General features: G+C 62.6%; 13 protein-coding genes. 10 read left to right on the top strand and 3 right to left on the bottom strand.

What is annotated here, in order from left to right; all coding sequences use genetic code 11:
- The first annotated feature begins 373 nt into the window (after positions 1-373).
- Entirely contained in the window at positions 374-688 is a 315-nt protein-coding gene (locus QWI18_RS19565; protein ID WP_192130299.1) for an RcnB family protein, read from the top strand.
- Positions 689-821: 133 nt separating this feature from the next.
- Here QWI18_RS19565 and QWI18_RS19560 read toward each other — a convergent pair whose 3' ends face one another.
- Positions 822-1301, bottom strand: coding sequence for a DinB family protein (locus tag QWI18_RS19560; protein ID WP_244656864.1), 480 nt, complete (start codon positions 1299-1301; stop codon positions 822-824).
- 93 nt (positions 1302-1394) lie between these two features.
- Entirely contained in the window at positions 1395-2300 is a 906-nt protein-coding gene (locus tag QWI18_RS19555) for an AraC family transcriptional regulator (RefSeq protein WP_369319630.1), read from the bottom strand.
- Between the two features lie 100 nt (positions 2301-2400).
- Between QWI18_RS19555 and QWI18_RS19550 the strand changes: the two genes are divergently transcribed.
- From QWI18_RS19550 to QWI18_RS19510, 9 genes are all read left to right on the top strand, one after another.
- The gene (locus tag QWI18_RS19550; RefSeq protein WP_065988831.1) at positions 2401-3147 is read left to right on the top strand and encodes an SDR family oxidoreductase; all 747 of its coding nucleotides are present in this window, start codon (positions 2401-2403) and stop codon (positions 3145-3147) included.
- 151 nt (positions 3148-3298) lie between these two features.
- The gene (locus QWI18_RS19545; RefSeq protein ID WP_369319629.1) at positions 3299-5881 is read left to right on the top strand and encodes a glycosyl hydrolase family 28-related protein; all 2583 of its coding nucleotides are present in this window, start codon (positions 3299-3301) and stop codon (positions 5879-5881) included.
- Positions 5882-6161: 280 nt separating this feature from the next.
- Entirely contained in the window at positions 6162-7193 is a 1032-nt protein-coding gene (locus QWI18_RS19540; protein WP_369319628.1) for a substrate-binding domain-containing protein, read from the top strand.
- Positions 7177-8181, top strand: coding sequence for an ABC transporter substrate-binding protein (locus QWI18_RS19535; RefSeq protein ID WP_369319627.1), 1005 nt, complete (start codon positions 7177-7179; stop codon positions 8179-8181). Before QWI18_RS19540 ends, QWI18_RS19535 begins: the two co-directional genes overlap by 17 nt.
- Positions 8182-9051: an ABC transporter permease gene (locus QWI18_RS19530; RefSeq protein ID WP_369319626.1), complete on the top strand. Its 870-nt coding sequence runs from the start codon at positions 8182-8184 to the stop codon at positions 9049-9051.
- Positions 9048-9842 (top strand): ABC transporter permease, encoded by a 795-nt coding sequence (locus QWI18_RS19525; RefSeq protein WP_369319625.1) that lies wholly within the window; start codon positions 9048-9050, stop codon positions 9840-9842. Before QWI18_RS19530 ends, QWI18_RS19525 begins: the two co-directional genes overlap by 4 nt.
- Positions 9839-10870, top strand: a complete 1032-nt coding sequence (locus QWI18_RS19520; RefSeq protein ID WP_369319624.1) for an ABC transporter ATP-binding protein — start codon at positions 9839-9841, stop codon at positions 10868-10870. The genes QWI18_RS19525 and QWI18_RS19520 overlap by 4 nt, the downstream gene beginning before the upstream one ends.
- A gap of 22 nt (positions 10871-10892) precedes the next feature.
- Positions 10893-11726, top strand: coding sequence for a phosphodiesterase (locus tag QWI18_RS19515; protein ID WP_065988838.1), 834 nt, complete (start codon positions 10893-10895; stop codon positions 11724-11726).
- Positions 11727-11939: 213 nt separating this feature from the next.
- Entirely contained in the window at positions 11940-13094 is a 1155-nt protein-coding gene (locus tag QWI18_RS19510; protein WP_369319623.1) for an ATP-binding protein, read from the top strand.
- A gap of 21 nt (positions 13095-13115) precedes the next feature.
- Here QWI18_RS19510 and QWI18_RS19505 read toward each other — a convergent pair whose 3' ends face one another.
- Positions 13116-13355: a hypothetical protein gene (locus tag QWI18_RS19505; protein WP_065988840.1), complete on the bottom strand. Its 240-nt coding sequence runs from the start codon at positions 13353-13355 to the stop codon at positions 13116-13118.
- Between the last annotated feature and the right edge of the window lie 45 nt (positions 13356-13400).

Below are 13400 nucleotides of genomic sequence, written 5' to 3'. Positions count from 1 at the left end.
CGGCTACCCTAGGGATTGAGACGGGGCAGGTCAACAGGCAATCAAGTCACTGTCCCTAGAAAATTGGGGCTGTTGCATCATCCCGAGGCCCGCGCTTGCATCGCCAGCCATTCGTCCCGCGTCAATTCCCAGAACGTGGAAGCAATTGCTGTATCAGGCAACCCCCTGGCTCCAAACCGAGCCCGTCGTGCATCCGGTTGAGACCGGTACATCGCTCTAGGGCACCTGCCAGTGAGGCTGCGCAGGCTGGTGATGCGGATCTGAACCTCCGTGATCCGATCGAACTCCTGCGAATCAGCCCCGGTCAGAGCATGACGGATGCACCGTCACCCCTTATTCAATCAGCGGCACTCGTTTGCCAAAGGATCTGATCATGATCGGAAAGAAATACCTCCCTCATCTGCTGTTCACCGCGGTATGCGCCGTCAGCAGCTTTTCGTACGCTGCCGAACAGCCAAGCGTGACGATGGATCGGCCGGGAGCAGGGGTCAAGGAAATCAAGGAAGGCGATAACGCCCCTGACCAGTACCAACGTCCGAGCCTCGCCGTTAAAGACTGGCGCGCACGCCACCTGACTGCACCGGACAAGAACCAGCAGTGGGTGGAAATCAAGGACAAATACGCGTTGATTGACATCCCTACCGGGACGATCAAACAGATGGTGCCGAAGGCCAAGGGGCACAAGTAACGCCGTTGGTTGAGACCCCATTTCTCAGTCAACGAATGAAGGCGTGACGTCTGACGCCTTCCCGGCTAAAGCCGGTCCTACAGTGGGCTCACCGCTAGCCTGACTAGATGTGTGTGGTCTGGTAGGACCGGCTTTAGCCGGGAAGAGGCCTGTCGGCGGCCCTTAAGGGCAAATCCCCATCCAGATAAAATTCATCCAGTTGTGGCGGTGATATGCGGGTACCGGACAGCATGGCGTGAACCTGTCCACGGTGGTGAATCTGATGCTGGAATAAGTGCAGCAGCAAGCGATCCACCCGTTCAGGAATAATGCCTGCTGCCCGCACCACGCGCGCTCGACTGCTCAAGACGTCCTCACTCAAGCCTTCGCAATAGGTGACAAGTCGGGCGTCGGCCCCGGATTGGAGCTGGACCAGTTGCTGAATCGACATATTCTCGGGCAGGTTCTGTCGTTGGCCCTTCAGATCAAACGTCAGTGCCGCCAGGTAAAACTGATCGACATCAAGAATGTGCCGCAATGTCAGCTCGATCGAGGGAAAAAACCTGTTCGCGGCGCCAGGTATGCTTCGTCGCTTAAGCCAAGGCATGCCGAGAGCAAGCGCCGGTTCGACCATTGATTATTGTGTGCCTGCGCCAGATAGCTGTTCATCCGAGGGCCCCGTGTAGATGGCTGGAACGACAATCGTATTGAATGTGCGGGCGGTCAGTCACCCACCGTCTCCTTCCCGCGAGTACCGACCCGGCGCGCGCCCGGTGTAGCGGTTGAATGCCACGCTGAACGCGCTCACCGAGCCGTAACCCACGCGCTGTGCAATCCCGGCAATGTCCTCCACGCGCTCACGCAGCAGCTTTTTTGCCAGCGCCATTCTCCACGCCAACAGATACGCCATGGGTGGCATGCCCAATGCGTTCTGAAAACGCTCGAAGAACGTCGAACGCGACAGGGCGGCTTCCCTCGCCAGTTGTTCCACGGTCCACGGGCGGCCCGGATGCCCGTGCATTTGCCGCAATGCCACCGCGAGGCGTTCGTCGCCCAGTCCGCGTAATAATCCGGGTGGCGCCGCTTCGGTGGCGGTGCAACGCAGCGCCTCTATAAACAGCACTTCCAGCAAATGGGCGAGGATCACGTCCCTTGCTGGCCGCTGAGCCCGGGCTTCCCCGGTCACCAAGCCAACCAGCGTCGCCAGTCGGGGCTCGCCGCGCACGTGGATCAGTTGCGAGAGCAGCGAGACCAATAAAGCAGCGTCCGGCGATCCGAAGGTGCAGTGACCTACCAACAACTGAACGTCGACGGGCACATCGGGCGGGCCGACACGAATGTCCCGTGGACGGACCTCGACGGGAACCCGTTCAGCGTCACCCTCCAGAACGGGCTGAAGGCTCATCATCTCGAAATCGTAAGCCGCCGGGATCAGCACAAAGTCGCCTGCCTGCAGGGTCATCGGCAACTGCCCGGCCACCGAAAGCCTCGACTCCCCTTGTAAAATCGCGCAGTAAAAAGGCTGGCCGTGTACGGAGCGCTGCACCCGCCAGGCGCCGGCGCCGTTGACGATTTTGGACAGTGAAGCGCTGGGTTGCAGCAGGGTGACCACTTCAGCGAGCGGATCGAGCATTCCGGACTCCTGCAAAAGAATAGCGGATGGGCGATGATATTCAGTCCGGTTACCACAGCTTATCGTTGCGTCACTGTCAATCACGCGATGGATACACACCATGAAAACCATTCTGATCACCGGCTGCTCTTCGGGCTTCGGCCTGACTACCGCCCAATATTTTATCGACCGAAACTGGAAAGTTATCGCGACCATGCGCACGCCGGATGCAGCGCTTTTCAAAACGTCCGAACATCTGCGCGTGCTCGCGGTGGACGTCACCGACCCAGACAGCATCCAGAACGCGATCGACGTTGCCGGGCCGATTGATGTTCTGGTCAACAACGCCGGCATCGGACTGCTGGGCGCCCTCGAAGGCTGCTCGATGCAGAAGATCCGCAGCATCTTCGACACCAACACCTTCGGCACCATGGCGATGACTCAGGCCGTACTGCCGCAGTTCCGCCAGTGCAGCGCCGGGGTCGTCATCAACGTCACCTCCAGCGTGACGATCAAATCACTGCCATTGCTCAGCATCTACACGGCGAGCAAGGCGGCGGTAAATGCGTTCACCGAATCCCTGGCGCTGGAACTTGAGCCGTTCAACATTCGCGTCAACCTGGTACTGCCGGGGCGCGCACCGGGGACCGACTTCGGCAAAAACGCACAGCCCCGCATGCAGGGCAGCATTCCGGACGCGTATGCCGATCTGGCTCAACGCGTGTTTAGCGAGTGGTCGCAATCGACACTGGTGACCGAGGCCCAGGATGTCGCCGAAGCCATCTGGGGGGCGGCGAACGACCCTGGTTCGCCGATGCGCATCGCGGCGGGCGCGGATGCGGTCGCCTTGATGGGGGAGGCGGACTGACGATCCGCTGTTATCCCGGATCATGCTGCCCATCCGACGAAAGCCCCTTCAAGGGAACTAACAATCAGGAACTCCACCGGTCCAAGCTGTTCCCCGAGCCGGTTGTGACAACCGGCTCACAGGTCGTCAGTTTTCCAGGCAGGAGCAGCGCATGAGCATCACCCCCACTTTTGATATCCGCAATTATGGCGCCAAGGGCGATGCCACTACTGACGATACCGTCGCCATCCAGAAGGCAATTGATGCCGCAAGCGCCGCGGGTGGGGGCAAGGTTTACATTCCTGGCGGCACCTGGCGGGTGTCGGACAGCGACGGTTCGGGTAACGCGCTCGCGCTGAAAAGCAACGTCACCCTCACCGGAGAGGGTGCCGGTGACAGCGTGCTCCAGTTGGCCGATGGCACCGGTTCGAACACCACGTCTCTGCTGGGCGTGGTGGCAGGCAGCACCGTGCGAGACGCCACCGTCAGCAATCTTACGCTGGATGGCAATCAGGCCAACGGCGGTGGGCAGGTCAGTGGCTGGTCCCAGTCGGGGGCCAACAGTACCAACCTGCTGATCGACGGCGTCACCGCGACGAACTTCAGCGGCAGTGGCTTCGACCTGACCGGCGCGTCGGTGCATCTGACAGTGCGCAACAGCACGGCCACCGACAACGCCTCCGACGGGTTTGCAGTGGGAGGTTCGCTGCCCGCACTGACCTTTCAGGACAACCGCGCGCTGGATAACGGCGCCAACGGCATCAATGTCGGCCTGGGCGGCGTAGCGGTTTCGCTGACCGACAACCAGGCGTCCGGCAACGCTGGCGACGGGATTTACGTCCATGAAGAAAGTGGCGTCGACACCGGCTTTTTCAGCGTCATCGGTGGCGACGTCTCCGGCAACGGCGGCGATGGCGTGCACATGCGCGGCATCGAATACGGCGGCGTGTATCGCCTCGACATCCACGGCAACGGCGGCTCGGGTGTCAATCTGCAAGGCACGACCCACATCGAGGTGTCCAACAACGTCATCCACACCAATGCGCAAGGCAATGACGTGCCTGAAGTGGCCATCCGCAACCTGGGCAGCGATAACGGCACGCAGAATTTCGTCTACGACAACCTGATCACCGGCGGCGCCGGATCGACCTGGGGCGTGGCCGAGGTGCCGTCGGACGTGGCGAGCGTGGAAGGCAGCGTGATCTTCGGCAACGTCATCAACGGCACTCAAGCCGGCGACATCAGCGCGGCGGGCAACGCAAGCCAGGTCTACAACAACAGCGATGTGCTGATCGTGCGCGGCAGTGCGGGCGCCGACACGCTGATCGGCAGCCGCTCGGACGAACTCATCAGTGGCGGGGCAGGGCGCGATCGCATCGATGGCGGCGCCGGTGATGATGTCATTCAGGGCGGTGCAGGCGCGGACCGCCTCAGCGGCGGAACGGGCAGCGACGTGTTTCGCTTTACCTCGGTCAGCGACAGCTACCGCACGGCCACCACGTCATTCACCGATCGCATCACCGATTTCAACGACGCCAGCGACCGTCTCGACCTGACCCTGCTGGGATTGTCCGGCCTGGGCAATGGCCACGACGGCACGCTGAAAGCGACCTATAACGCTGGCACTAACATCACCTACCTCGCCAGCCTGGACGCCGATGCCGCCGGCAACCGTTTTCAACTGGCACTGGACGGCAACCACCTGAGCTCCCTGAGCGCGGCGAACTTCTTTTCGTCGATCACCGGCACGGCCAGTGACGACAAGCTGCTGGGGACCGCTGCCGACGACGTGCTGCTCGGCGGTGCAGGTCGCGATACGTTGTCCGGCGACGGCGGCGCGGATCGTCTGATCGGCGGCAGCGGCGGCGACACGCTGACCGGTGGCGCAGGCGCAGATACCTTCGTCTACACCCGCGTCAGCGACAGCCTGCGCAACGATGCCAGCGGCAGCTACGCGCAACGCGACCTGATCACGGATTTCAACAGCAACGGCCATGATCGCCTGGATCTCACCGCTTTGAATTACAAAGGCCTGGGCAACGGCTACGACGGCACGCTGAAAGTGGTGCTGAACCTCGCCGGCGATCAAACGGCATTGAAGTCGCTGGAGCCGGACGCCGACGGCAACCGCTTCGAAATCCTGCTCAGCGGCAATCACCTCTATGACCTGACCGCCAGCAACGTGCTGTTCGCCAACCCCGATGACACGCGCACCGATTCGTCCCAGCCGCTGACCTCGGTGAACGCCACCGGCACGGCAGGCGCCGATACGCTGTATGGCGACTGGGGCAACGACACCTTGTTTGGCCTGGCGGGCGACGACGTGCTGGCCGGCAGCGTCGGCGATGATTTACTGGTTGGCGGTGCCGGCAGCGACAAGCTCACCGGCGGATCGGGCGAGGACACCTTCCGCTTTGATCACATCAGCGACAGCTACGTCGGGGCGGCGGACCTGATCACTGATTTCACCACTGGCCACGACACGCTGGATGTTTCGGCGCTGGGCTTTACCGGCCTGGGCGACGGCCGCGACGGTACCTTGCAGGTGAGCTACAACGCCAACAGCGACCGCACCTACGTGCGCAGCAACGAAGCGGACAGCGCCGGCCAGAAATTCCAGGTCACCCTGGCGGGGGATTACAGCCACAGTCTGAAGGCCGAGGACTTTGCCTTCAGCGCCGCCGTTAATGCGGCTGAGATCAAGGTGGTGGGCGTGGCGGCGCCGATGGACCATGTGGTGCTGTCCGACGCCTGATCGCCTTCAATGCATGGGGTCTCTCAGGCTGCACGCGATCTCATTGCAGGACCGGCATTAGCCGGGAAGAGGTCAGTCCGCACACCCTCGCATTTGCGGTGTGACGCCTGACGTCTTCCCGGCTAAAGCCGGTCCTACACTGGGTTGAGCCAGTCCGACTTCCGCCTGGCAGTCAGTCCTGCCTCACCCAATGACTCCAATCTGTCACACCCCCGCCCCTGAAATGCCACATTGACACCGTAATGTCCTCGCCAATGAGATCGATCTCAAGCGAGTGATCATGAGTGACCTGAAAGACGTCGCACGGGTGGCCGGGGTTTCCAGAGCGACCGCCGCCCGCTGTTTCGCCTCCCCCGAAGTGGTACGCCCGACAACCCGTGACCAAGTATTCGCCGCCGCGCGAGAACTGGGTTTTCGGCCCAATCTGCTCGGCCGTCAGTTGCGCCTTCAAACCACCCAGCTCATTGGCGTCGTCGTGCCGAGCCTGCTCAACCCGGTGTTCGCCGAACAGTTTCAAGCCATGGAGCGCGCCGCGCGGTTGCGGGGCTACAACCTGCTGCTGGCGACCACCGACTACAGCGCCGAGCGGGAAAGCGCGGTGGTTGAAGAGCTGCTGCGCCAACGGGTCGACGGCCTGGTCTTGACGGTCACCGACGTCCACAGCAACCGCGTGCTGCAAAGCCTCAGCACCGAAGACACGCCCTTTGTTCTCGCCTATCACCAGCCCGGCAGCACCGAATACAGCGCCGTCTCGGTGGACAACCGTGCCGGCATGGCCCTGGCCACGCGCTATCTGCTGGAGGCCGGTCATCGACGCATCGGCATGGTCGCGGGGCCGACGCTGCAGTCCGACCGGGCGCGGCAGCGCTACGCCGGCTACTGCGACGCAATGGCTGAACACGGCCTGGCCGCCATGCCCATCATCGAAATGCCCAGCCACACCCAGGCCGACTTCAGCGCGCTCGCGCCATTGTTGCTCGGCCCTGACGCGCCGACTGCGCTGGTCTGCTCCAACGATTTGCTGGCGATCAGCCTGATCGCCGAACTGCGCCGCCACGGATGGGCGGTCCCTCAGCAGCTGTCGATCATCGGGTTCGACGGCATCGACATCGGCACTCAGATGCACCCGACCCTGTGCAGCGTGGTCCAGCCCATCGCCGCGCTGGCGACCACCGTCATCGATCAATTGCTGGCGCAGATTGCCGGCGCCGCCCCGACTTCCCATTGCCTGCCGTGCCACATCCGGCCTGGCGAAAGTACTCAACCCTACAATCAGCCCTACGAGGAGACGCTCCATGATCCGCTTCAGTAAAACCCTGGCGGCACTGCTGCTGTGTGGCGTGGCCAGCCTGACCCAGGCCGCCGAAACCGCGATTTGCTACAACTGCCCGCCAGAGTGGGCGGACTGGGGCACCCAGCTCAAGGCGCTCGCCGACACCACCGGCGTGCAAGTGCCGCTGGACAACAAGAACTCCGGCCAATCCCTGGCGCAACTGGTGGCCGAGAAAGCCGCGCCGGTGGCGGACGTCGTGTACTACGGCGTGACCTTCGGTTTGCAGGCGCAGAAAGCCGGCGTGGTCGGCACCTACAAACCCAAGGGCTGGGAGGACATTCCCGCAGGCCTGAAGGACCCGGAAGGCCACTGGTTCGCGATCCACTCCGGCACCCTTGGCATCATGGTCAACGTCGATGCCCTGGGCGGTTTGCCGGTCCCGCAGAGCTGGGCCGATCTGCTCAAGCCGGAATACAAAGGCATGGTCGGTTACCTGGATCCGTCCAGCGCCTTCGTTGGCTATGTCTCCGCTGTGGCGATCAACCAGGCCATGGGCGGCACTCTGGATAACTTCGCGCCGGCCATCGACTATTTCCAGAAACTGGCGAAGAACGCGCCGATCGTGCCCAAGCAGACCGCCTACGCCCGAGTGCTTTCAGGCGAGCTGCCGATCCTGGTGGATTACGATTTCAACGCCTACCGCGCCCGCTACAAGGACAAGGCCAATGTCGCCTTCGTCATCCCCAAGGAAGGCAGCATCAGCGTGCCCTACGTGATGAGCCTGGTCGCCAATGCCCCCCATCAGGCCAACGCCGAGAAGGTGCTGGATTTCGTGCTCTCCGAGCAGGGCCAGGCGCTGTGGGCCAAAGCGTATCTGCGCCCTGTTCGTGCGATGAAAATGCCGGCCGACGTGGCCGCGCAATTCCTGCCTGACAGCGATTACGCCCGCGCCGGTGTGGTGGATTACCAGCACATGGCCGACGTGCAGGAAGCCTTTTCGGCGCGTTACCTGAGCGAGGTCAAGTAAGTGAGCACCACGGTGTGGAAGGCGCAGAACGTGGCCGCGGGTGGGTTGTTGAAACGGCGTTTGCGCCCGACGGCCGCTTGGGCCCTCGCACCCGCCGCGGCAGTACTGGCGGCGTTCTGGCTGCTGCCATTGGCGCACCTGATAGTGCTCGGCGGACAGCAACGGGACGGCGCCGGCAGCGGTTACTGGCAAGTGCTCAGCAGCCCGCAGTACCTGGGCAGCCTGGCGCAAACCTGTGTGCTCGCCGCCGTGGTGACCCTCGCCGCGCTGTTGGTCGGCGGCATCACCGGCGTGTTTCTCGCCCGTCAGCGTTTTTTCGGTCGCACCACACTGGTGGCGCTGCTGACCTTTCCGCTGGCGTTTCCTGGGGTGGTGGTGGGCTTTCTGGTGATTCTGCTGGCAGGGCGGCAGGGGCTGTTCGCGATGCTCGGCCTGAAACTGGCGGGCGAGCGCTGGGTGTTCGCCTATTCCCTGGCGGGGCTGTTCCTCGGCTACCTGTATTTCTCGATTCCCCGAGTGATCCTCACGATCATGGCCGCCTGCGAAAGCCTCGACCGCAGCCTGGAGGAGGCCGCCCACTCCCTCGGCGCCGGGCACTGGCGGGTGGTGTGTGACGTGATCATTCCAGGGCTCGCGCCAGCGCTGGTGTCCTGTGGGGCGATCTGTTTTGCCACCTCCATGGGCGCGTTCGGCACGGCCTTCACCCTCGGCACCCAACTGAACGTCACTCCTGTGGCGATCTACAACGTGTTCACCAACTACGCCAACTTCACCGTCGCTGCAGCGCTGTCGGTGGTCTTGGGCGCGCTGACCTGGGCGGTGTTGCTGCTCGCGCGGCGCATGGTCAAGCAATCGAGGACGGTCCTGTGAAGCGCTCTTCGCTGTTCATCGCGCAACTGCTGTTCACGCTGCTGGTCTGCGCCTTCATGTTGGTGCCGGTGCTGATGTCCTTGGTGGCCGGGCTCACCCGCAATTACTTTCAGGGCGTGTCCAGCGGACTGACCTTCGACTGGCTCGCGCAAGTCTGGCAGGCCTATTCGCCGACGGTGTGGCTGTCCCTGCAACTGGCAGTGGCGTGTGCGGTGTGCGTCTGCGTGATCGGCGTCCCGGCGGCCTATGCGCTGGTGCGGATGAACAACCGCTTCAGTCGCGCCTTCGAGGAATTGATGGTCCTGCCGGTCGCCATGCCAGGCCTCGCCAGCGCCCTGGCCCTGCTGCTGACTTATGGCCAGTTCGGTAGCTTTCGCAGCAGTTGGCTGTTCATTCTCGTCGGCCATGTGCTGTTCACGTTGCCGTTTCTGGTGCGGCCAGTGATGGCAGTGATGCAGCGTCAGCACCTGCCGACGCTGGAGGAAGCGGCGGCCAGTCTCGGTGCCGGGCCGTTTCGACGGTTCTTCAGCGTGGTGGTGCCCAACTGCCGGGCGGGAATTCTGGCCGGCGTGCTGATGGTGGTGACGCTGTCCCTGGGCGAATTCAACCTGACGTGGATGCTGCACACGCCGATGACCAAAACCCTGCCGGTGGGTCTGGCGGACAGTTACGCCTCGGCGCGGCTGGAAGTCGCCAGCGCCTACACCCTCATATTTCTGCTGATGATCGTGCCGCTGCTGGTGGCGTTGCAGGCCATCAGCGCGCGCCTTTCCCGTGGAGAGCAAAGATGACTGGAACCACGCTGCGCCTGATCGGCTGCCGCAAGGCTTTCGCCGACGGCACCGTTGCCGTTCACGACCTCAACCTGACCATCGAGGCGGGGGAGACCCTGGCGATCCTCGGCCCGTCCGGTTGCGGTAAAACCACCACCCTGCGGATGATTGCCGGGCTGGAGCGGCCGGACGTAGGCCAGGTGTTGTTCGGTGATCATGACGTCACCCGTCTGCCCATCGAGCGTCGCGACGTCGGCATGGTCTTTCAAAATTACGCGCTGTTCCCCAACCTCACCGTGGAAGGCAACATCGCTTATGGCCTGAAGGTGCGCGGCATGTCTGTTGCCGAGCGCAACAAACGCTGCGCCGAACTGCTGGAACTGGTCGGCCTGCAAGAGCACGCCAAACGCGGCATTCATGAGCTGTCCGGCGGACAGCGTCAGCGGGTGGCGTTGGCCCGCGCGCTGGCGCCACGGCCGAAAGTCCTGCTGCTCGACGAACCCCTCGCGGCACTGGACGCGCAACTGCGCGAACGCCTGCGCAGCGAACTCGATCAGCTGTTGCGCGGCCTCGGCATCACCTCAGTGTTCGTCACCCACGATCAGGGCGAAGCCATGGCCCTGGGCGATCGGATTCTGGTCATGCAGCAAGGGCGCATCGCCCAGCTCGGCACGCCGCGCGAAATCTATCAGCAGCCGGCCAATCCTTTCGTGGCCGGTTTCGTCGGCAACCTCAATGCCTTTTCGGTGGCAGGCCGTACCGTCAACGGCCTGAAAGTCAGCGGCGGCGAGCTGCCCTGGGCTGAGGCGAGTGAGCCATCCACGGTGTATTGCCGGCCTGAGCATCTGCGGGTGGTGACGCGCGAAGGGCACCTGCACGGGCGTTTGCTGGGACAGTTTTTTCAGGGCGCGCAAAGCCGCTTGCTGATTGAGGTCGGCGCCGCGCAACCGCTGCTGGTCGACAGCGCCGACAGCGTTATTCATGCGCCGGGCGATCTCATTGCCCTGGCCATCGAGCCGCAGGCGCTGTTCGCCCTGCACCCGTGATCCTTGTTTAAGTGAGTTGAATGTGAACGCCCCGTTTCTCATCGCGCAGATCAGCGATCTGCACCTTAAAGCCGGCAACAAGCTGACCTATGGCGTGGTCGACACCCTCGGCGCCTTGCGTCGCGCGGTCGATCATCTGAACGCCAGCACGCCGCGGCCGGACATCGTGGTGATCAGTGGCGACCTGGTGGACTTCGGTCGGCCGGATGAATACGCCGTCCTGCACCCCGAGCTGGCGCGCCTGAGCATGCCGTATTACCTGGTGCCCGGTAATCACGACGTCCGCGAGCACCTGCTGGCCGAATTTGCCGATCACGTTTACCTGCCGCTCTGTCCCCAGTCGCCCCTGGATTGGGTCGTCGAAGAGCACCCGGTGCGTCTGATCGGACTGGACTCGACGATCCCCGGTGCCCACGGCGGCCAAGTGCTGGACAGCCAGATGGCCTGGCTGGATGACGTGCTCGGTCGGCGCCCGGAGGTGCCGACTCTGGTGATCATGCACCACCCGCCGTTTGTCACCGGTATCGGCCACATGGAGCGCGAAGCGTTCATCAATGGGGCGGCGCTTGAGCAGGTCATCACACGGCACCCGCAAGTCGAACGGGTGCTGTGCGGTCATTTGCATCGGCCGATGCAACGGCGCTTCGGCGGCAGCATCAGCTGCACCTGCCCGGGCACCTCGCACCAGATCGTGCTCGATCTGCGCGACGACGCCCCGGCGCATTTCAACCTCGAGCCGGCGGGCTACCTGCTGCATCGCTGGGAAGCGGAGCAGGGCCTGGTGACCCACAACGGCGTGTTCGGTGATTACCCGGGGCCGTACCCGTTTTACGACGCTCAGGGGTTGATCGATTAGGCACGCCCCATCTCGGTGGACTGTCCTTACGCTTTGGCCTGGCGGCGCCCGAATGTTCTGCGGGCGCTGATGGTTGGCGTACGACTGAAGTGGGTTACCTATAATCAGTCTATAGTCGTTCTATAATCGCCTATAAACGTAGATTTCACCCATATCTATAATTGGTCTATAGTCACTCTATAATTGCCTATAGAGCTGTGCAGAGATCTACAAATGCCTGAAATCCTCTACCACCGTCCCGAGCTGGCCGCCCGGCTCTCCAAGCTGATCATGCAGGTGTCGGTGGGCAGTTCCGCCAGCTCCGGCGTCTTCCTGGCAGCGCCACGGCGTACCGGCAAATCCACCTTCGCACGTGAAGACCTGCGGCCTGCGCTGGAAAAAGCGGGGGCGATTGTGTTGTATGCCGACCTCTGGCAAGACCTCACCAAAGACCCAGGTCTGGTCATCGTGGAAGCGATCCGCGAAGCGGTAGGTCGCAGCGACGGTTTCATCACACGGCTGGCCAAGGCGTCCGGCGTGGAGAAGGTCGTTGTCGGCGGCTTGAACTTCAGCGTGGATAAAATCGGGCTTGGCAGGGACATCGACCTCACCACGGCGCTGGTGGCGCTCTCCGACGAATCAAAGAAGCTCATCGTGCTGATGATCGATGAAGCGCAACACGCGATCACTACCGAGGCGGGTGTGGCGGCGCTGTTCGCACTCAAGGCGGCGAGGGACGAACTCAACAGCTCCCGGCACCACGGCCTGCGAATCGTTTGCACCGGCTCGAACCGGGACAAGCTGGCCATGCTGTGCAACAGCAAGGATCAGGCGTTCTTCGGCGCGTCGATGGTGCCTTTCCCGACGCTCGATCAGAACTACATCGACTGGCTGTGCGCCAATATCGACCTGCCATCTCCGCTCGATCCGGCAGAAGTGTTCCAGCTGTTCAAAGAAAGTGGCTATCGGCCCGAATTGCTTGGCGCAGCAGCTGATGCTATTCGCTTCGACTTTTTCATCGACCCTGAAAATGTACCTGAGCGTTTTGCCGAGCTGGTCCGGGCGCAGGCGGATGAGCTGAACGCGAACCTCAAGAAGGTGATCCACAGCCTGACCCCGATCCAGTCGGCCGTCATTCGCGTCATGGGCAGCATGGGCGATAACTTCGCCCCGTTCGAGGCGCCCACCATGGCGTTGTACGCCACAGCGATGAAGCAGTCAGGCGTTGCCGAAAGTGCCATCAAGGTTGAGGTGCCGGGGGTGCAACAAGCGCTCATTGCCTTGCAGGAAAAGAACCTGGTCTGGAAGGCTTCCCGGGGCGTTTACGCGGTGGATGAGCACGTGATCGTTGATCTGCTCCGTGCCGACGGGCTGCTTGACGGCTTGTAGCGTCGCGGCAGCCCGCAACCGTCACCTCTTAAGGGCTATGGCCTCTTGGACAAGGCACTCAAGGGCAAACTGCTCGGTGTAGGTCATCTGAATCGGGGTGGTCTCGCCCTTGACGGTCCTTTCGCCATCCAAGATGTAGCGGATGCGCTTGTCAGTCACACCGATACGCTTTGCGATCCACGAAGGTGTTTGGCCAATTCGCGAGATCAGCTTGTCAGCGTATTCGGTGGAGGGGTTATAGAGTTCTGCGTTGGGTGTCATGTGACGTCCAGGTAGAAGTCGGGCGGGTGCCCGAGGAGATTGCCA

Origin of the sequence: Pseudomonas sp. W2Oct36 (assembly GCF_041060465.1) — a bacterium.
Classification (GTDB): domain Bacteria; phylum Pseudomonadota; class Gammaproteobacteria; order Pseudomonadales; family Pseudomonadaceae; genus Aquipseudomonas; species Aquipseudomonas graminis_B.
Note: the sequence above shows the minus strand (reverse complement) of the source record. Positions and strands in the feature narration are given on the sequence as shown.